Origin of the sequence: Kitasatospora sp. NPDC059973 (assembly GCF_042737525.1) — a bacterium.
GTDB lineage: Bacteria > Actinomycetota > Actinomycetes > Streptomycetales > Streptomycetaceae > Kitasatospora.
In genome coordinates this window covers 1-18,180 of the sequence record NZ_JBHWUI010000165.1, presented here as the reverse complement: position 1 = coordinate 18,180, position 18,180 = coordinate 1, and the positions used below count along the sequence as shown (strand labels likewise).

Genomic DNA, 18,180 nt, shown 5'->3' with positions numbered 1-18,180 from the left:
GTGCCGTCCGTGGACGGCACCGACCCCGTACGAGCTCACCACGCTCGCCCGGCTCCCCCGGCCAACGCTGCTCAGCGGTTCTTCGGCGGCGGCTATCCGGGGCGGTGGACGCTGAGCTCGCCGTACGCCGGGAGGACGGCGGCCAGGTCGCCGGCCTGGTCGCCGGGTGCGCCTCGCAGGACGGCGTCCAGGAAGGCGCGGGTGGCCGCGGCGACGACGCGCGGGCTCTCGGCGCGGCCCAGGGTGCCGACGATCGAGGGCACGGGCGGCAGATAGAGGGGGCCGTCCATGAAGGTGAGGTGCGCGGCGCCGGGGACGGTGAGCCGGTAGCTCGTCGCGGTACTGGACCCGAGCGCCTCGGTGAGGCGGGGCAGGTAGCGGGCGTCGGTCGCCGGGGTGATGGCCTGGGTGAGCGCGAGCACCGGCTGGACGAGGGGCGGCGCGGTCGGGCCGTGGGGGAACCCGTCCAGGTCGATGACGGCGTCGAACCGGCGGTCCTGCCGGGCCGCCTGCAGCGCCGCGGCCCCACCCATGGAGTGGCCGGCCACCGCGACCCGGCCGGTGTCCAGGCGTCCGTTCAGCGGGTCGGCGGTCGCACCGCGGTCCAGACCGTCCAACTGGGTGAGGACGAAGCCGAGGTCGGCGGCCCGGATCGCGGTCCACCCGGCCGCGAGCTTCTCGTCCTCGTCCGGGTCGCCGCTGGAGGCGGTCTCGGTGGTGATCGTCCGGCCGTCGGCGAGGACGACGGCGGCGGAGTCGTACGGGTGGTCGAGGGCGGCGACCACGTACCCGTGGCTGGCCAGTTCCTCCGCCCAGGCGGTGTTCTGGGTGCGCACCCCGCCCGACCCGGGAGAGAACAGCACGAGGGGGAACCGGCCCCCGCCACCGTCCACCGGGGCGTCGAAGACCGAGCGGGAGCGGGCGCGCGGAACCCCGTCGACCAGGAAGCCCGGCAGGCCGACCCCCTGGGCGAGGGCGTCGGAGACGGTACGCGCCTCCTGCTCCGTGCGTCCGAGGTACTGGGCCCGCCGTGCGCCCGAGGGGCTCCGCTGCGCGGGGTACCAGAGCTGGACCACGACCGTGCGCCGGTCGTCCGGGTCGGCGGTGAAGGTCTCGGGGCGCAGCGGGTCGGTCCACTGCACCACCCGGGTGCCGACCGCGAACTCGCCCGACGGCTCGGGGAAGACGGGGACGGGGAAGGCCCAGGCGGCCGCCGGGCCGGTGGCGATCAGGCCGACGCAGGCCAGTGATCCGGGCAGCGCCAGCCACCAGCGGGCCCGCCACGCGGGCCGGCCGGTACGGCGTCGCCGCAGGGGAAGGACGGCGAACGGCAACGCGAAGGCGGCGCCCGCCAGTACCGGCAGCATCTGCCAGCGGACTCCCGCCACGGCCAGCAGGATCGCGGACAGCACCTCGACCGCCCCGGCCGCGATCGTGACGCGCGGGCGGGCGGCGGGGGGCAGCCAGCGCACCACCACCAGGGCGACGGCGCCCAGCAGGACAACTATTTCCAGGGGGGACATGGACAGCCCCGTGATGATCTCGGTCACCCGCCCATCGTCGGCGCCGGGCCTGCGCCGCCACATCGATCCCGGGTCGTCGCCGGGTACGACCGCGGTCGTCGTCCGGAGCGGGCCCCGTACGACCGCGGTGGCAACCGATTGCGCCGGACCAGCGGCCGGCCTGCGACCACGGGAGGTGGCGCGGCTCCTCCTGTGGTCGTATGCGGCCCGGTGCCGATCAGTCGCTGGACTCATGTGCGTCGCGGGGCCCGTGACCTACCGTGAACAGGGCCGCGATACCTGCCGTGCGGCGCGAGGCGGACGTTCCCGTACCCGCCTCGGCTGCGGCGGTACGCGGACGTGGCCCCGGCCGGGGCCACGCCGGTGCTGGATCGACAGGGACGTGTGATGACCGAGGCGGCCGCGGAACCCGGCGCCACCCACCCGGTGCGCCGCCGCGACCGGGGGCGGTGGGCGCGTACGGCCCTGCGGCCGGCGCGGCACGCCGACCCGGCCACCGGGCGGGCGGCGCGACCGGCATCCGCCGCCTGGCGCCGGGGCGTCCGGCTGCCACCCCTGGTCTGGGACTCGCTGGTGCCGGCGCTCCTGCTGCTCAACATCGTGACCACGGACGGGTCGCACGAGTTCCCGGCGGCGGTGGCCCTCACCGCCGCCCTCGCGCTGCCCCTGCTGTGGCGGCGCCGGGCCCCGCGCACGGTGTTCGCCGCCGTGACGGCCGCGGCCTTCGTCCAGTGGCTGATGGGCATCCAACTGCCCGCCGACGTGGCCCTGTTGGTGGCGCTCTACACGGCGGCCGCCAACTCGGGCCGCCGCGGGACGCTCGTCGCCGGTGCCCTCGTCGAGGCCGGCGCTCTGCTGGCCTGCCTGCGCTGGGCGCCGCACGGCGCGTTCCTGACCCCCTTCGTCGCGGTCACCGCGATGGTCGTCGCCGCCGCCGTGCTCGGTGTGAACGTGCGGACCACGCGCGCCTACCTCGCGGCCCTGGAGGAACGGGCGGATCGCCTGAGACAGCAACAGGACCAGCAGGCGCGCCTGGCCGTCGCCGAGGAGCGGACACGCATCACCCGGGAGATGCACGACATCGTCACCCACAACCTGTCCGTCATGGTCGCGCTCACCGACGCCGCCGTCTACGCGCAGCACCGGTCGCCCGACAAGGCCACCGCCGCGATGCTCCAGATCTCCGAGACCGGCCGACAGGCCCTGACCGACATGCGGCGCTCGCTCGGCATCCTGCGCACCGACGAGCCGGACGCCGAGCGCCACCCGCTGCCCGGCATCGCCCAACTGGAGGCGCTCGCCGACCAGATGTGCGCCGCCGGGCTGCCGACCGGCCTGGAGGTCCACGGCGGCCACGCCCACATCCCCGCCACCGCGCAACTCACCGTCTACCGCCTGGTACAGGAAGCCTTGACCAACACGCTGAAGCACACCCCCGCCGGCACCCGCGCGACGGTCCGGATCCGGTGCTCGACCGAGGCCGTCACCGTGGACATCACCGACAGCGGCCCCCACCGGCCACGGCCCGCCGCCGCACCGTCCGGCCACGGCATCCCCGGCATGCGCGAGCGCTCGGCCGCCTACGGGGGCGCGCTGCAGGCCGGACCTCTCCCGGAGGGCGGCTGGGGAGTCCGTACCCGCCTCCTCCTCGACAGCGGCGGAGCGTCGTCCGCATGACCATCCGCATCCTGATCGCCGACGACGAAGCCCTGCTCCGGATGGCCTTCGCCACCGTCCTGGAGGCCCAGCCCGACATGGCACCGGTCGGCGAAGCCGCCGACGGCGCCGAGGCCGTGCGCCTCGCCCGGGAGCTGCGCCCCGACGTCGTCCTGATGGACGTCCGGATGCCCGGGACGGACGGGATCGAGGCGACCCGGCAGCTCGTCGAGATCGCCCCGCAGAGCAGAGTGCTCATCCTCACCACCTTCGACCTGGACGAATACGCCTTCGCCGGTCTCAATGCCGGAGCCTCGGGCTTCCTGCTGAAGAACACCAGGCCCGAGGAACTGCTCACCGCGATACGCAACGTCGCCGCGGGCGACGCGGTGGTGTCCCCGCGGATCACCCGCCGCCTGCTGGAGAACTTCCGCCCGCACATCCCCGGCGGCGGCAGCGGCACCGACGGCGACGACCGGCTGAGCCGGCTCAGCGCCCGTGAACGCGAGGTGCTCGTCCAGGTGGGCCGCGGCCTGTCCAACAGCGAGATCGCGGCCACCCTGTACCTCGCGGAGGGGACGGTGAAGTCCCATCTGGGGCGGATCCTGCAGAAGCTCGAACTCCGCGACCGGGTCCAGGCCGTGATCTTCGCCTACGACAGCCGCCTCATCCACCCGGCGTGATCCGCTGTCGCAGCAGCGCGAGGTGGGCGGCCGTGGCGTCGGGTGAGCCCTGCAGGGCGCCGAGGTCCTGTCACAGGTCGTCCAACGTCCGTTCCTCGGAGGCGATCTCTGCCTGCCGAGCTTGACCGGCTTCTTCAGGGTGTCGCGGCCGCTCCGTAGTCTCGTCCCGGTCATGGTGGTCCCCTTTCGCCGCGCGTCGCCGTGCGGCGGCCGTCCCGGCGATCACCCCGTGCCCCGGCACGGGAGCGCGGGCCGGCGGCGGCCGTTCCCCGAGGTCGCTGCGGCACGGGCGGCGTGAGCGGCGGCACGGCTGCCCCGCGCGTGCACACCTCCCAGCCTTCCACCGGCCCCAGCCCGGGGCGGCCGGGAGGGTGCGTGCGGCGAGCCGGGCCGCCCGGCTCGGCAGCGGGACGCGGTCGGGCGGGGCACGTCCCCGCACACGACAAATCCGGCGACATCGGCGGGCGTCCCCGGGATACTGGTCGGCCATGGAAGAGGTCGAGGTCGTGGTCGCCCACTCCGAGCGCGCGACCCTGCGCGTCGGCGAGGTGTTCCTGAAGGTGGACGCCGATCAGTCGCGCATCGACGTCGAGGTCGAGGCGATGTCCCTCGCGCCGGTCCCGACCCCGAAGGTCCTGTGGCGCAAGCCGCCGGTGCTCGCGATCGCCGCGCTCCCGGGGGCGACGCTCGGGCGCCTCGGCGGGCCGTCGACCGGGTCACCGGCGGCGTGGGCCGCGGCGGGCGCCGCCATCCGGAAGCTGCACGACGCGCCGCTGCCGCCCCGAACGGGCCGGGCCGGCCGGAGCATCGTCGCGCTGGCGGCGGAACTCGACGCCGAGTGCGAGGCGCTCGTGGCGAACGGCGTCCTGCCCGGCGACCTGGTCACCCGTAACCGCCAGGTCGCCGAGGCCGCGCTCCGGCCGTGGACTCCGGTGTTCACGCACGGCGATCTGCAGATCGCGCACGTGTTCGTCGACGCCGGCGAGGTCACCGGCATCATCGACTGGTCCGAGGCGGGCCGGGGTGACGCCCTGTACGACCTCGCCACCTTCACGCTCGGGCACGAGGAGCACCTCGACGACGTCATCGGCGGCTATGGCACCGACCTCGACCTCGACCTCGACGTGATCCACGGGTGGTGGTCGTTGCGGAGCCTGCTGGCGGTTCGCTGGCTGATCGAGCACGGCTTCGACCCCTTCGCACCGGGCTGTGAGGTCGATGTGCTGAGAGCCCGAATGTGAGGCTGCTGCCGGTTCGCCGAGCTCGTCCTCGCCCCCGGACACCTCGGTCGACGCGATCCGGCGCCTCGTGGCCGGCCGCACCCACCTTCCGGAGGCGGCGGTGACCGAGGTCCGCTGGGCCTCCGGGTTCCGCCCGCGCGCCGCATCGGCGCCCTCACCGCCGCCGCCCCCGGCAGCACGCCGCAGCAGGCCGTCCGCTCCCTGGCGCTGGGCGTCTTCGACGCGATCGACGCCCACCCCTGGGTCGGCGCCCAGCTCGCCCGGCCCTTCTCGCCGTCGCCGCTGCTGCGCCTGATGGAAGGCCTCGGTCGCCAGGTCCAGGCCCTCGGCGTCCCCGAACCCGAGCTGTTCGGCTCGGCGTCCGCCCCGCTGCACGACATCCTCGGGGTGAGCAACCAGAACGCCGCCGACGCCGTCGCGGCCGCCACCCACCGCCCGCCGACGAGCCGGACCGCCTTCCTGGCCGCCACCTCCGCCGCCTGGGCGGAGCTCGACCCCGACGAGTTCGCGTTCGTCCGCACCGTCGCTGGCCAGATGCGCGAGCACGACGACCGCGAGGAGTTCCTCACCGGTATCGACCTGATCCTGACCGGCATCACCGCCCGGCTCCGAGCGGCGGCCCCGCCGGCGACCGGGCCCGCACGCGAGGTCTGACCCCGGTTGTTCGGCCGCCGGGTGCCGCGCCGTCGCGACTGGCTCCGGATCCGGGAATTCTCGGCTCCTCGGCCGGCCCCGCGGGAGCCGATCTCCACGAACGGGTGAAATTCCTCCCCGGTCATTCGTGTCCGGAACATATCCGCCGGACGGGGGAACGGCGGTCGCTATGTTGGCTGTCCCGGACCCCCTCGGCCCGGGCCCCGGCCGGGGCCCGGGGCGGTCTCCCGTCGGTCCCGTGCCTCGGCGACCTCAACACTCCGCCAGGGCGCGACACCGCCGACGGGGCCGGGCACCATGCGTCGGTTCCCCCCAGCAAGGAGAGCTCGTGCTTTCGAAGAAGATGAGGCTCGCGCGTTCCCTGGCCGTGGCACTCGCCACGGCCACCGCGTTCACCATCACCCTGCCGAGCGGCAACGCCTACGCCATCAACCACGTGGAGTGCGTCGGCGGCGAGGACTTCCTGAAGATCTGGTCGCACCTCGACGGGCGCCAGAGCGTCGACTGCTACGCGAATGCCGGAAGGACGAGCTTCGGCAACTGGTGGGTCGACCGCATCTCCACCGGGAACAACGACCTGATCTACTACGACGCCAACGGCGACTCGGTGCGGATCGACCGCTGGCACGACATCACCTTCCCCAACAACCCTCCGAAGGTGAAGGACATCCAGATCCTCTGACGCGTTGACGGTTCCGCGGCGGGCCGCCGCCCTGCGCGCGGGCGGCGGCCCACGCGGAACCGACCGGGCGAGGTCTCTCGCCCCCGGACCGCGCGGTCCTTGACGGGCGCGTCACGTGCGTGTTTCCCCGGATTGCGCTTCCGGTGGAGCACTTGAGCGCCGCCGGGCGTTGTGTGAGTGTGGGGCCGACGTCCGGTGATCGAAATCCGGGCCGTGACAGTCGAACCGCGCAGCTCCGACCGGGCCCGTCGCGGAGGACGGAGGAACCGGTGCCCTCGCCCTCGCAACCGCTTCGGAAGCTGGGATTCCTGACCATCGGCCTGTTCGACCCGGCCGATCCCCGCCACGGGCACGAGTCGACGCTGCGGCTCGTCGAACTCGGCGAGCGCCTGGGATTCGACAGCGCCTGGCTGCGCCACCGGCACCTGCAGTACGGGATCTCCTCGCCCGTCGCGGTGCTGGCCGCGGCCACCCAGCGCACCAGCCGCATCCACCTGGGCACGGCGGTCATCCCGCTGGGGTGGGAGAACCCCCTGCGGCTGGCCGAGGACCTGGCGACCGTCGACCTCCTGTCCGGCGGCAGGCTCAACCCCGGTGTCAGCGTGGGCCGTCCCGGGCACTACGACCGGATCGCCCCCGCGCTCTACCCCGACACCGCCGAGGCCGAGGACTTCAGCTACGAACGGGTGCGCCGGCTGCTGGACTTCGTCCGCGGCGAGCGGGCCACCGACTTCAGCGGGACCGAGGGCATCGAGGTGTACTCCGACCGCGTCCAGCCCGTCGCGCCCGGTCTGGCGGACCGCCTGTGGTACGGCGGCGGGAGCCTGCGCTCGGCCCGGTGGGCGGGCGAGCAGGGGCTGAGCCTGCTCACCAGCAGCGTGGTGCGGGCCGAGGAGTCGGAGGACTTCGCCGAGATCCAGCGCTCGCAGATCGCCGCCTTCCGCGCCCACCACCCCGCCCGTGCCAGCGCCCGGGTCTCCCAGGGGCTGGTCGTCATCCCCACCGACGGGGCCTCGGCGCAGCAGCGCGCCAAGTACCGCGCGTACGTGCGGAGTCGGATTCCGCGCACCACCGCCCCGCAGGGACCGGCGCGGATGCTCTTCGCCCCGGACCTGATCGGCACGTCCGCCGAGATCGCCGAGCAGCTCTACGCCCACGCCGGGTTCCGGGAGGTCGACGAGGTCGTCTTCGCACTGCCGTTCTCCTTCGACTTCGAGGACTACGTCCAGATCCTCACCGACATCGCCACCGGCCTCGGCCCCGCGCTCGGCTGGCGGCCCGCGCACTGAGACACCCCTGCCGCGGCCGTCCCCGCCGCGCGCCTGACGTGAAGTCAGGGGTCCCCGGCCGGGCACCGCTCCTCGGCGGCCCCGCCGGGGCCCGGGGGTGAACCCACGGCCGGCGCACCGGCGTTCGCTACGAGCCTCCGTCTTCTGCGGGCGCGCCGGTCCGGCCCGAGCGGGACGCGCGTCCCACCATGCGGGACGGTCGGTCCTCCGGTGCCGGGGCCCTTGACGCGGCGCGGATCCGGGATGACACTCCGGAGCAGGAATCCTCGAACGTGGGTGGGAGAGCCGTGAGGCACGCGGAGCCGGTCGTCGATGGCGTGGCCCACGCTGTCCGGCTGCGCCCGGTGCTGACGTGCCGCCGCCACATCGACCTGCAGCGGGTCTGCAGCAGCCTGGCAGGAGCGCCCGCTCCCCACGGCCCGGCGGCCTTCGCCGTCTGATTCCCCACCGGGCACTCGCCCGCCCCGCGTTCCGCCCTCCCCCGCTCCTCCCGCACCCGATGCGTCGCACGCGCGTGCGCGCACCCCCGACCCCTGGGAGACCCATGTCCGACGCCTCCTCCTCCGCCGTCCCCTCCCTCCGCGGCCGGATCGGCCGCGACGCCCGCAGCGGGTACTACGCCGTGCCGCACCGCTACCGGCTGCACCTCACGCTGTCCTGTCCGCACTGTCTGCAGATCGCCGTCACCCACAGCCTGCTCGGCCTCGACGACACCCTCCCGGTGACCCTGCTGCCGGCGCTGCCGGACGACGGCGCCGGCGGGTACCTGGCGCTGCGGCCGCTGTACGAGGCGAGCGCGCACCAGCACCCCGGGCCGGCCGTGGCGCCGGTGCTCAGCGACAGCTGGAGCGGACGGATCGTCAGCACCGACACCACCGAGATCCTCACCGACCTGGCCCGGCGGTTCCCCGGCCCCGACCTCCACCCGTGCGGCCTCGACACGGCGATCGAGGCGGTCCGGGAGCTGTGCGAGCGGAGCATCAACGCCCCGGCCCAACGCGCCGGCCGGGCCGACGCCACCGCTGCCGAGCGCGCGACGGCCCTGCGGAGCCTGCTCGACGGGCTGGCCGCGATCGAGCACCGCCTGGCCACCCGGGAGTTCCTGCTGGGCGAGGAGCTGACCCTCGCGGACGTGGAGCTCTGGGTGACCCTGGTGCGGCTGGACACCGTGCACCGCTGGCACCTGGACGCCACCGCCGTGCATCGCATCGCCGAGCACTCCCGGGTGTGGGCCCACGCCCGCCGGCTCGCCGGACACCCCGCCTTCGGCCGCCACCTCGATCTGGACGGCATCGCCCGCCGCCACCACACCCGCTGCCAGGGCGAGGAGGCCGCGGGCGCGGCGATCCAGATCGTCGACTGGGCGGAGCACGCCCAGGGGCGGGTGCACTCCGGCTGAGCGGCGGCGTCGGCCGGGAGGTCACCACGAGCCCGTACCTGCGCCGGTAGCTCGTTGCTCTGGCCGCGCCCCCGTCGCCCGCCTCGCCCACCTCGTCCCCGTCGATGCCGGAGAGGTCGGAGAGGCGGCTGGTCCGGTCGGCTGTCACGGCGTGCGCGTGGTGGCGGCCGGGGGTTGGCTGGTCGGGGTGGATACCTGGACGCCGATGAAGGAGGAGTGGTCATGGCCGTGGTGATGTCGATGCTCTGGGCCGACGCGACGCCGGAGCAGTACGACACGGTGCGGGACGCCGTGGACTGGGAGCAGGTCCCCGGGGCCGGGGGACAGCTGCATGTGGCCTGGTTCGACGCGCGGGGCCTCCACGTGACCGATGTGTGGGAGTCCCGGGAGGCGTTCGAGGCGTTCATGGCCCAGCGCCTCACCCCCGCGATCGCGAAGGCCGGGATCAGTGGGGCTCCGGAGGTGTCCTTCGCCCCGCTCCACCGCCGGTACGTCGCGCCTGGGATCACCGGCGCGGCATAGCGACTCCTGACACGTGCACCCCCGCGGCGCCGAGCTCGTACGGCGCCGCCCGCCGGGGCGGCCGGACCGTGCCCAGCCCGGCCGCCCCGACCATCGGCCGCCCCGACCATCGGCCGGCCCCCAGCCGGAGCGTGCCGCCACCGGCCCACCGAACGGGATCAGGGTTCGCGACGGGCTTCCTCCAGGAACCGCGCGACCAGGGGGTTCCGGTCGTCGCGTCGCCAGGTCATCGCGACGGTGGTGCGTGTGGTGTTCGGCTCGATCCGGCGGTACGCGACGCCTTTCAGCCGGATCCGGCGGATGCTCGCCGGGGCGAGTGAGACGCCGAGCCCCGCCTCCACGAGCGCGGAGACCGTCTGCCACTCCACCGCCCGCTGTCCGAGGCGCGGCTCGAATCCCGCGTCGCGGCACAGGTGGAGGATCCGGTCGAGCACTGTCGGTCCGGCGCTGCGGGGCAGCAGCACGAACGGCTCGCCCGCCAGCGCCTCGACGGGGACCACGCGTCGGGCCGCGAGGGGGTGGGACCGCGGCAGGACGGCGACGAACTCCTCGGACAGGATCGTCTCGTTCATCAGCCCCGGCTCGTCCGGCGGCTCCCGCAGGAGCCCGAGGTCGATCACCCGCTCGTGCAGGGCCGTCACCTGCACCGCCGTGGTCATCTCCCGGATCTCCATCTCCACCGCGGGGTACCGGTCGTGGTAGGCGCGCAGCAGGCCCGGCAGGACGCTCAGCGCGAGTGACCCGGAGAAGCCGATCCGGATGCGACCGGCCTCGCCGTCGGCGACGGCCCGCGCCGCGCTCAGTGCGGCGGCGACCTCGTCGAGCGCGTGCCGCGCGGCCGGCAGGAGCTCCTGTCCTGCCGCGGTGAGCGCGACCCGGCCCGGCGCCCGGGTGAACAACGGGTGCCCGACCTTCGCCTCCAGACGGCGGATCTGCTGGCTGAGCGGCGGTTGTGCGATGCCCAGCCGCTCCGCCGCGCGTCCGAAGTGGAGTTCCTCGGCGAGCACGGCGAAGGCGTGGAGTTGGTGCAGTCCGAGTTCCGGGCGATCCATACCGCCAGAGATATCACACGATGGTTTCCGTGCTATTGGACATATCACCGCTGGTTGCCTAGCTTTCGCTGCATGACGGAGCGACGCGTGATCCTGAGCGGTTCCACCTTCGAAGAGGAGATCGGCTACGCCCGGGCGGTGGTGGACGGCGACCGGGTGCACGTGTCGGGGACGACCGGGTTCGACTACCCGACCATGACCATCTCCGACGACGTGGTGGAGCAGGCGGAGCAGTGCCTGCGCAACATCGCGGAGGCACTGGCACAGGCGGGTTGCACCTTCGCGGACGTCGTCCGGGTCAGGTACCTCCTGCCCGATCGCGAGGACTTCCCGCCGTGCTGGCCCGCCCTGCGCCGCACCTTCGGGGCGGTGCGACCGGCCGCGACGATGCTCGAATGCGGCCTCTCCGACCCCCGGATGAAGATCGAGATCGAGGTCGACGCACGACGGCCCGCAGGGCCGGGTGCCGTCTCCGCCGTTCACTGACCCGGCAGGCGGCGCCCCGGACCGGGTGGCCCGGCCGCCGACCGCCGTCGAGGGCGGGGCCGGTGTCACGGCGCAGGCTGCGGAGCCGGTGTCACGGCGCGGGCTGCGGAACGGGTGTCACGGCGCGGGCTGCGGGGCGGCCTCGGTGGGCGTGAACGAGGACGCGAAGGTGAAGGCGCGGGGAGACGGACCGTGCTCCCGCAGGTCGGCCAGTCGTGCCAAGGCCTCGCCGACGGTGGGGAGGTGACCGGCGGGGACCCACCAGAGCACCAGGTGTGCCTCGGCGTGCCGGTGGAACCATTCGCGCCGCCGCCGTGTCGCGTCCAGGTGGCCGCTGCGGTAGGTGAAGTCCCAGAGGGCTTCCTGGCTCTCCCACACCGACAGGTTGACGATGACGTTCTCGCCCGCCGGGCGCAGTCCGGTCGCGTCGGCCTCGCCGTCCTCGGTGAGCCGCCACACGAAGCCGGGCGCACCGTCGGCGGCGGTGTTGATCGGTTCGAGCAGCTCGACGAACGGTGCGGTGCGGGGGTCGTCGAGGGGGTGCCGGAGGGTGGCGACGTTGAGCTGGGCCAGGTGGAGGCCGTGCGTGGAGGAGGTCATGGCCTCATCCCAGCACGGCTCGCTTTTCTATGTCAATCAGTATTGGTTTTAGAAAGCTCGACGATCACGCAGCAGTCCCCGGGCCGGGCGTCCATCCGGGCGCGGACGGGGCCGTCCACTCCGAGCAGCCCTTCCAGGAGGGCCAGATTCATGCCGCAGACGAGGGGCGGAAAGCGCTCGGAGACCGCGTGGAAGGGACAGTTGCGCATGCGGACCACCCCCGCTTCGGCCGCCGCCCCGGTCGCCTCCTCGACGCCGTCGGCGGCGTCGTCCCCCTCGGCGCCCCGGTCCTCCCCGAGGGTGTCCAGGCGCGGCTCGTACCCGCGCGCGGCCAGCAACTCCATGGCCTCCGCGAGACCGCCGCAGGGTTCCGCCGAGCCGCGCAGCGCCTCCCCCCGGCGGCGCGCGGCCGCGTACAGCCCGGAATCCAGCCCGGCCTGCTCGGCGGCCTCCGCGAGCAGCTCGGCGACGGTCCGGTAGTCACGGGCGGGCAGGGACACCGAGCGCTCGCCCGGCGCCCGCGTGTACACCTTGGCCGGACGGCCCGCCCCCGGCCCCGAGCGGCCCGACAGCCGCCGGCTGCCGCTCTCCAGCAGCCCGGCCTCGGTCAGCCGGTCCAGATGGTGCGCGGCGAGAGTGCGCGCCACCCCGGCCGCCTCGGCGGCCTCGTTGCGGCCGACCTCGCGGCCCTGCGCCACCACGTACTCGTACAGCCGTCGCCGCACCGGATCCTGCAACAGCGCGATCGCGTCGATGTCGTTCACCCCGCCATTCTAGGAACAACGCGGATCGGAGATAGAAGGGTCATCCTCGCCCCGACCGCCCGCCGGCCCCTCGGTGGCCGGGCAGCTCGACCCTCGCTCGGGTCGTTGCCGGGCGGGTGGGACCGGGACGGGTTCGCGCGGGCGGACTTCGCGACGTACGCGTGGCCGTTGTCCATCGTGGCTTGCCTGGTGACGTTCCCCACCCTCGTGCTCCTTCTGGCGGTGGCGCCGAGAGCGGGCCGGGGTGGTGGGGTGAGAGTCGTCGTCGCCCTGGTGCCCAGTGCCCTCCCGCTGCTGGCCGGGCTCATGTTCGGTTCCTGGCCGGCCGTGCTGCTGGTGGTCCTCCAGGTCCTCTACGCGTGCTTTCTGATGCCGGGCCTCCTGGACTGGATGCACGAGCGTCCCTTGGACGACTGACGCTCTCGGCGACGGGGTGATCCCCCCGGAGACCACCCCGTAGGGGAGTCCATCGGTGCCGTCGTCACCTGCGGCGCGGTCCCGCCCCGCTTCGTGCGCTGGCGGGCCGAGGAGCAGCGCGGTCGGGGGGGCGTCCCGGCGGCCCTGCTGAGGGTGGCGCGGAGGTCGACCCGCTCGCCCGCGGAGAGGACCGCCACGCCCTTCCCGGGACGGCGGGCCGGCAGCCGCCGGGCCGAGCGGTCCCCGACCCACCGCGGGCGGGAGACGATTCCGGCCATCGTCGGCTGCGGCGAGGCGGGCGGTACGGGCTGGTGGGGGCCGGCGTCCGACGGCCTCGCACGACGCGGGGGGAGGATCCCGCGCCGGGCGTCGAGCCGGCCCGCCACCTGGCTCCGCCGCGGCCACGGCGGGCGGGGGCGGGCCCAGCGGTCCGAGGCCTTCGCGGCCGCCGCCGCCGTGTACCGGCGCTTCTCCGGTGTCGGCCGCTGGCGACTCCGCCGGTCGCGGTGAGCGCGGGGGAGCGGAGTGTGGCGCCCGGCGGGTGCGGGCGGGGCCCCGATCGTGCGGGCGAGTCCGGGTGTGTCCGGGCTGCCGACCGGGCCCGGTGCCGGTGGCCTGTGCCGGGTGGCGGAAAGTCTCGGTCGGGGTCCAGTCCGATTGGTGCATGACAAGCATGGCTGCTGAGGATAGAGACAGGCCCGGCCCGAGGCGGTGATGCACTGCCGACGTCAGGCCGAAAGCACGTGACGGCCGGTCAGCCGCTGCTGTGGGCAACGGTACAACCGGGCATCCGTCCTCCGGTGCGGTGCACGCCGCACCGGGGCGCCGCGCCCCCGCCGTGGTCCGGGCGCCCGAGGACGGGCCGGCCACCGGGCACCCGACACGACAGGCAACGTCCCTGTCCGCCCAACCCCGAGGAGCGAGATGAGCAGCATCCTGTTCGTGCATGCGAGGGGCGGTCCGCCCCTGGAGTACGCGGTGCCGCGCATGGCGGCGCACGGCGAGGTCCATCTGCTGGCGCTCGCGCCACTGCCGCAGGTCACGGCGGACACCTGGCGGCCGGCCTGCGCGTCGGTCACCGAGGCGCCGCCCTCGGGCGGGACGGCGCTGGTCGAGCTGATCGCCGACCACGCCGAACGCGTCGCGGCACAGGCCGTGCTGACGTTCTCCGAGTACGCGGTGGTGGCCGTGGCCCTCGCCTGCCGCCGGCTCGGGCTGGCCGGCCCGGGGGAGCACGTCGCGGCGGCCCGCGACAAGCGCCTGATGCGGCGGATCTGGCGGGACGCCGGCGTACCCGTCCCGGGCTTCGCCGAGATCCACGGCGCCGCCGACATCGACGAGGCGTTCCGACGGCTGACCCCGCCGCTGCTGCTGAAGGCCGCGTGGAGCGCCGGATCGACCGCCCACCTCACCGTGCGCGACGCCCGGGAGGCGGGCCGCGCCTGGCGGCTCGGCCGGTCCGTGATGGCCTCCTCCGCCGAGGAGGGATACGCCGAACTGCACGCCGCCGACGAGGGGGTGAGCGACTTCCTGCTGGAGGAGATCGTCACCGGCGGCACCCGGGGCTGGTTCGCCGATCCGGGCTGGGGCGACTACGTCAGCGTGGAGGGCATCGTCGCCGGCGGCGTCTACCACCCGCTGTGCCTCACCGGCCGGCTGCCGACCGTCCCGCCCTTCACCGAGCGCGCGAGCATCGCTCCGGCGGACCTGTCCGAGCCCCTCCAGCGCCGGATCGAGGCGGCCTCCCGCGCTGCCGTGGACGCGCTCGGTCTGGACACCTGCGCCACCCACACCGAGATCAAACTCGCCCCCGGCGGACGGGACATGTGGCTGATCGAGACCGCCGCCCGGTTCGGGGGCGTGATGACGACCCGGCAGGTGGAGGCCGTCTTCGGACTCGACATGATCGGCATGCTGACGCGCCAACTGCTCGGGCGCCCCGTCGCCTACCCGCCCGCCATGCTCACCGGCGCCGGGGGCAGCGGGGCCGCCGGGGCCGCCGGCTCCCTGGTGATTCTCGCCGCCGACCGCGCGGGCGAGCCCTGGAGCGAGCAGCCGCGCTGGGACTTCGACGCCGTGGACTGGACGGACCTGCTCAGCCCCGGCTCCACGATCGAACCGGTCCGGGAACGCAGCCTGCCCGCCGGCACCCCGATGCCCGCGTACGAGCGGGCCGAGGGCGCCAACACCATGGCTGCCCTGTGCTTCCTGACCGCCAGGTCGGCGGACGTCCTGGTGGCGGACTGCACCCGGATCATCGAGGCGCTGCCCAAGGCCCTGACCGCCCGCCTGACGACCGGAGCGGGCCGGTGACCGCCCGCCCCGGCGCGTCGGCGGGCGCCGCCGGCCCGCCGACGGACGAGGCGCCGAACGAGGCCACGAACGCGGCGCCGGACGGCGCGCCGCTCAACACGAGGACCGACGCGATGCTCGGCACGGAGAGCGGCACGGAGAGCGACACGGACACCGGCACGGAGAGCGACACGGACACCGGCACGGAGAGCGGCACGGACACCGGCACCGAGACCGGTGCGGTGATCGGCGCCCGTCTCACCATGCCGCTCTTCGAACGGCTCTGCGGCACGCTCGGCGGCCATCCCTACGTCAAGGTCGTCGTCGACCGGCACAAGGCGCTGTGGCACATCCTCGACAGCGCCGTGCACCCGTTCCACGTCGACTACATCGCCACCACGATCGAGGGCCTGACCCTGGAAGAGCTCGACGCCGACCTCGACGGCTTCAACCGGAGCGTCTACCAGGACCCGGACCGGCGCTTCCTGCTCGGCGTGCTCTCCCTGCACGCCGGCGACCAGCCCAACCAGCCCGGCCAGGCCGACCAGCCCAGCCGGTCGACCGAGCCGTTCATGGTCCTGGAGACCACCGAGGCCGACACCATGGGCGCCGACCTGCTCACCGAGTTCCACCGCTTCGTCCGCGAGCACCTCGACCAGTCCCTCGCCCTGCTGGTGAAACCGGCCAACCACGCGCAGGAGAACGCCCTGGCGGCCGTGCCCGAGAGCGTCCTGCCCCGGACCGGCTCGGACGCGCTGCTCGCCGCGCGGCCCTTCGTCCCGCTCACCCTGGGCTCGGCCACCGGCCGGCTGCGCGCCTTCGCCGACGCGGACGCGTACCGCGCCGCCCGGGCGGACCTCACCTGGTACGACATCGTGGCCATGCCGGTCGTCCCCGACGACATCCCCCGGCTGGCCGGCCTGGTCAACGCCCTGCCCACCACCCCGCTGTCGCACACCAACATGCTGGCCGCCGGCTGGGGGATACCCAACGCCATCGTGTGCGGCGCCCTCGACCGGATCGCCGCCGACGACCTGGACGGCGGCTGGGTCCGCTACGAGGTCGGCGCCGACGGCGTCACCATCGAGCGGGCCGAGGAGCCGGCCGACCTCACCCAGCCGGTCTGGCACACCCAGCGCATCCGGATCGACGCCCCCCGGGTGGAGGACGTGCCGATCGTGCCGCTCTCCCGGCTGCGCGCCGGGGACCGCCGCGGCTACGGCACCAAGGCGGCCAACCTGGGCGAACTCCACCACGTGCTGCGCCACGGATCGGCCCGGCTGACCGGCTACTACTCGGTGCCCCGCGCGCCGCGACCCGACCTGCTGGGCCACCTGGCCGGCCGGCTGGGCGTGGCCGCGGACGCCGACCTCGTCCAGGCGGCGGCGGACTTCCTGTCCCGGCACGTCAGCGCGCCCGAGGGGATCGCGGTGCCGTTCGCCGTCCAGCAGCGCTTCCTGGACTCCTCGCGGGCCGTGCAGCAGAGCATCGGCAAGCTGAAGATGGCGCTCGAACTCGGCGCGATGGACGCGGTCGACTCGGTCTGCGTCCAGCTCCAGCACCTCATCGTGGCCACCCCCGTCCCCGACGACCTGGTGCGGGCGCTGGATGCGCACGCGGTGCGCCACCTCGCCGGCGCCGGGCGGCTGGCGGTGCGCTCCTCCTCCAACGCCGAGGACCTGCCGGGCTTCTCCGCCGCGGGCATCTACGAGTCGCACACCAAGGTCACCGACCTGCCGGGCCTGCTCGACGCGATCCGCCAGGTGTGGGCCTCGCTGCTGTCGCCGCGCAGCGTCCGGCTGCGCCACGAGGCCGGCATCTCCCTGGACGACACGTTCATGGGGGTGATCGTCCAGCGCTACGAGCCGTCCCCGCTCGGTGGGGTGATGGTCACCTGCAACCCCACCAACCGGGCGGACTTCCGCAACGTCTACCTCAACTGCGCGCCCGGCTCGACCTCGGCGGTGGTCGACGGCACCGCGCTGCCGCTGCAGTACCTCTACAACACCGTGGAGGGCGGCGGCCGGACGCTCTCGCTCGGCGCCGCCGCCGAGGACCTCGACGCCGAGACCCGGGCACACCTCGGCCGGCTCGCCCTGGCCGGACGCCTGCTCCAGTCCCACTTCGCCGCGGACTACACCTTCGCCGCGCCCCTCGACGTGGAGTGGCTGCTGGCTCCCGGCGGCCGGGTCCACCTGCTGCAACTGCGCCCCTACAACGGCTGAGCGCACCGCGGAACCACCCCCCCGACGCGAAGGAAGGCAAGCTCGTGTCCCTGCTCGGCCGAGCCAAGCGCGGTCCCGCCGCCCCGCCCGGGGTCCGCCGGGTGGTCCGCCTGAACAACGGCTTCCAACTGCTGTTCAACCTGCTGTGGTGGATGCCGGTCTTCTACGAGTATCAGCGGCAGGCCGGCCTGTCGGACAGCCAGATCTTCGGCATCCAGAGCGTCTACTACGTCGCCTTCTGCCTGCTGGAGGTCCCCACCGGCTTCATCGCCGACCGGATCGGGCAGCGGACCTGCCTGCGGCTCGGGGCCGCGGTGATGACGGCCGCCAACCTGGTGCCGGTGGCGCTGCCCTCCGCGACCGGCTTCCTGCTGCACTTCCTGGCGATCGCCGCCGCCCGTTCCCTGGTCTCCGGTGCCTCCAGCGCCTACCTCTACGAGTACCTGCACGCCGAGGGCGCCGGAGAGCGCTACGTGCAGGCGGAGGGCACCGCGCGGGCCCTCGGCCTGTGGGCGAAGATCGCCTGCTGGCCGCTGGTGGGCGTGCTGATGAGTACGGTCCACCAGGCGCCCTACCTGCTGACCGCCGCCTGCACCCTCGGCTCGCTGGCCTGCGCCGCCGCGTTGCCGGCGCTGCCCCCGCCGCCCTCGGCGCCTCCGCCGGCCGCGGCCGCGGCCGGCGGAGGCTTCCTGGAC

17 protein-coding genes and 1 pseudogene are annotated in these 18,180 nt (G+C 74.4%); 14 read left to right on the top strand and 4 right to left on the bottom strand.

Annotation, left to right across the window (positions count from 1 at the left end; translation table 11 throughout):
* Window positions 1-92: 92 nt before the first annotated feature.
* Window positions 93-1,586: an alpha/beta hydrolase family protein gene (locus ACFWA9_RS31915; protein WP_380391750.1), complete on the bottom strand. Its 1,494-nt coding sequence runs from the start codon at window positions 1,584-1,586 to the stop codon at window positions 93-95.
* Between the two features lie 324 nt (window positions 1,587-1,910).
* Between ACFWA9_RS31915 and ACFWA9_RS31910 the strand changes: the two genes are divergently transcribed.
* The 9 genes from ACFWA9_RS31910 to ACFWA9_RS31870 all read left to right on the top strand — a co-directional run bounded on the left by ACFWA9_RS31910 (window position 1,911) and on the right by ACFWA9_RS31870 (window position 9,649).
* Complete coding sequence (locus ACFWA9_RS31910; protein WP_380391747.1) at window positions 1,911-3,200, top strand: sensor histidine kinase; 1,290 nt, start codon at window positions 1,911-1,913, stop codon at window positions 3,198-3,200.
* On the top strand, window positions 3,197-3,862 hold the full coding sequence (locus tag ACFWA9_RS31905; protein WP_380391745.1) for a response regulator: 666 nt from the start codon (window positions 3,197-3,199) through the stop codon (window positions 3,860-3,862). Before ACFWA9_RS31910 ends, ACFWA9_RS31905 begins: the two co-directional genes overlap by 4 nt.
* Before the next feature lie 488 nt (window positions 3,863-4,350).
* On the top strand, window positions 4,351-5,103 hold the full coding sequence (locus ACFWA9_RS31900; protein WP_380391742.1) for a phosphotransferase family protein: 753 nt from the start codon (window positions 4,351-4,353) through the stop codon (window positions 5,101-5,103).
* A gap of 294 nt (window positions 5,104-5,397) precedes the next feature.
* Window positions 5,398-5,757, top strand: coding sequence for a hypothetical protein (locus ACFWA9_RS31895; protein ID WP_380391740.1), 360 nt, complete (start codon window positions 5,398-5,400; stop codon window positions 5,755-5,757).
* Window positions 5,758-6,100: 343 nt separating this feature from the next.
* Window positions 6,101-6,439 carry a beta/gamma crystallin domain-containing protein gene (locus tag ACFWA9_RS31890; RefSeq protein ID WP_380391752.1) on the top strand — a complete coding sequence of 113 codons (339 nt, stop codon included), beginning with the start codon at window positions 6,101-6,103 and terminating at the stop codon, window positions 6,437-6,439.
* A 269-nt stretch (window positions 6,440-6,708) separates the two neighbouring features.
* Entirely contained in the window at window positions 6,709-7,728 is a 1,020-nt protein-coding gene (locus ACFWA9_RS31885; RefSeq protein ID WP_380391737.1) for an LLM class flavin-dependent oxidoreductase, read from the top strand.
* Between the two features lie 317 nt (window positions 7,729-8,045).
* Entirely contained in the window at window positions 8,046-8,168 is a 123-nt protein-coding gene (locus ACFWA9_RS31880; RefSeq protein WP_352297017.1) for a hypothetical protein, read from the top strand.
* A gap of 104 nt (window positions 8,169-8,272) precedes the next feature.
* A complete protein-coding gene (locus ACFWA9_RS31875; protein WP_380391734.1) occupies window positions 8,273-9,127 on the top strand; it encodes a glutathione S-transferase C-terminal domain-containing protein in 855 nt (284 codons plus the stop codon).
* A gap of 222 nt (window positions 9,128-9,349) precedes the next feature.
* Window positions 9,350-9,649, top strand: coding sequence for a hypothetical protein (locus ACFWA9_RS31870; RefSeq protein WP_380391731.1), 300 nt, complete (start codon window positions 9,350-9,352; stop codon window positions 9,647-9,649).
* 158 nt (window positions 9,650-9,807) lie between these two features.
* On the opposite strand, the gene ACFWA9_RS31865 is transcribed toward ACFWA9_RS31870, so the two are convergent.
* Window positions 9,808-10,701 (bottom strand): LysR family transcriptional regulator, encoded by an 894-nt coding sequence (locus tag ACFWA9_RS31865; RefSeq protein ID WP_380391728.1) that lies wholly within the window; start codon window positions 10,699-10,701, stop codon window positions 9,808-9,810.
* 72 nt (window positions 10,702-10,773) lie between these two features.
* On the opposite strand from ACFWA9_RS31865, the gene ACFWA9_RS31860 reads away from it, so the two are divergent.
* Entirely contained in the window at window positions 10,774-11,187 is a 414-nt protein-coding gene (locus ACFWA9_RS31860; protein WP_380391726.1) for a RidA family protein, read from the top strand.
* A 117-nt stretch (window positions 11,188-11,304) separates the two neighbouring features.
* Here ACFWA9_RS31860 and ACFWA9_RS31855 read toward each other — a convergent pair whose 3' ends face one another.
* Both ACFWA9_RS31855 and ACFWA9_RS31850 read right to left on the bottom strand, forming a co-directional pair.
* Complete coding sequence (locus ACFWA9_RS31855; protein WP_380391723.1) at window positions 11,305-11,787, bottom strand: DUF3291 domain-containing protein; 483 nt, start codon at window positions 11,785-11,787, stop codon at window positions 11,305-11,307.
* A gap of 32 nt (window positions 11,788-11,819) precedes the next feature.
* Window positions 11,820-12,551 carry a helix-turn-helix transcriptional regulator gene (locus ACFWA9_RS31850; protein WP_380391720.1) on the bottom strand — a complete coding sequence of 244 codons (732 nt, stop codon included), beginning with the start codon at window positions 12,549-12,551 and terminating at the stop codon, window positions 11,820-11,822.
* 252 nt (window positions 12,552-12,803) lie between these two features.
* Here ACFWA9_RS31850 and ACFWA9_RS31845 point away from each other — a divergent pair, with 252 nt between their 5' ends.
* From ACFWA9_RS31845 to ACFWA9_RS31830, 4 genes and pseudogenes are all read left to right on the top strand, one after another.
* The gene (locus ACFWA9_RS31845) at window positions 12,804-12,968 is read left to right on the top strand and encodes a hypothetical protein (RefSeq protein WP_380391717.1); all 165 of its coding nucleotides are present in this window, start codon (window positions 12,804-12,806) and stop codon (window positions 12,966-12,968) included.
* Window positions 12,969-13,892: 924 nt separating this feature from the next.
* Window positions 13,893-15,281, top strand: a complete 1,389-nt coding sequence (locus ACFWA9_RS31840; RefSeq protein ID WP_352297000.1) for an ATP-grasp domain-containing protein — start codon at window positions 13,893-13,895, stop codon at window positions 15,279-15,281.
* The gene (locus ACFWA9_RS31835) at window positions 15,278-17,485 is read left to right on the top strand and encodes a PEP/pyruvate-binding domain-containing protein (RefSeq protein WP_380391714.1); all 2,208 of its coding nucleotides are present in this window, start codon (window positions 15,278-15,280) and stop codon (window positions 17,483-17,485) included. Before ACFWA9_RS31840 ends, ACFWA9_RS31835 begins: the two co-directional genes overlap by 4 nt.
* 44 nt (window positions 17,486-17,529) lie before the next feature.
* Window positions 17,530-18,180 (top strand): annotated as a pseudogene (locus tag ACFWA9_RS31830) (MFS transporter); the annotation flags it as partial.

What these genes read in the sequence shown, in the direction of transcription:
- ACFWA9_RS31915 (WP_380391750.1), bottom strand. Translation starts at nt 1,586, where the DNA reads ATGTGGCGGCGCAGGCCCGGCGCCGACGATGGGCGGGTGACCGAGATC.
- ACFWA9_RS31870 (WP_380391731.1), top strand. Translation starts at nt 9,350, where the DNA reads ATGGCCGTGGTGATGTCGATGCTCTGGGCCGACGCGACGCCGGAGCAG.
- ACFWA9_RS31865 (WP_380391728.1), bottom strand. Translation starts at nt 10,701, where the DNA reads ATGGATCGCCCGGAACTCGGACTGCACCAACTCCACGCCTTCGCCGTG.
- ACFWA9_RS31905 (WP_380391745.1), top strand. Translation starts at nt 3,197, where the DNA reads ATGACCATCCGCATCCTGATCGCCGACGACGAAGCCCTGCTCCGGATG.
- ACFWA9_RS31875 (WP_380391734.1), top strand. Translation starts at nt 8,273, where the DNA reads ATGTCCGACGCCTCCTCCTCCGCCGTCCCCTCCCTCCGCGGCCGGATC.
- ACFWA9_RS31900 (WP_380391742.1), top strand. Translation starts at nt 4,351, where the DNA reads ATGGAAGAGGTCGAGGTCGTGGTCGCCCACTCCGAGCGCGCGACCCTG.
- ACFWA9_RS31890 (WP_380391752.1), top strand. Translation starts at nt 6,101, where the DNA reads ATGAGGCTCGCGCGTTCCCTGGCCGTGGCACTCGCCACGGCCACCGCG.
- ACFWA9_RS31860 (WP_380391726.1), top strand. Translation starts at nt 10,774, where the DNA reads ATGACGGAGCGACGCGTGATCCTGAGCGGTTCCACCTTCGAAGAGGAG.
- ACFWA9_RS31840 (WP_352297000.1), top strand. Translation starts at nt 13,893, where the DNA reads ATGAGCAGCATCCTGTTCGTGCATGCGAGGGGCGGTCCGCCCCTGGAG.
- ACFWA9_RS31855 (WP_380391723.1), bottom strand. Translation starts at nt 11,787, where the DNA reads ATGACCTCCTCCACGCACGGCCTCCACCTGGCCCAGCTCAACGTCGCC.
- ACFWA9_RS31895 (WP_380391740.1), top strand. Translation starts at nt 5,398, where the DNA reads ATGGAAGGCCTCGGTCGCCAGGTCCAGGCCCTCGGCGTCCCCGAACCC.
- ACFWA9_RS31910 (WP_380391747.1), top strand. Translation starts at nt 1,911, where the DNA reads ATGACCGAGGCGGCCGCGGAACCCGGCGCCACCCACCCGGTGCGCCGC.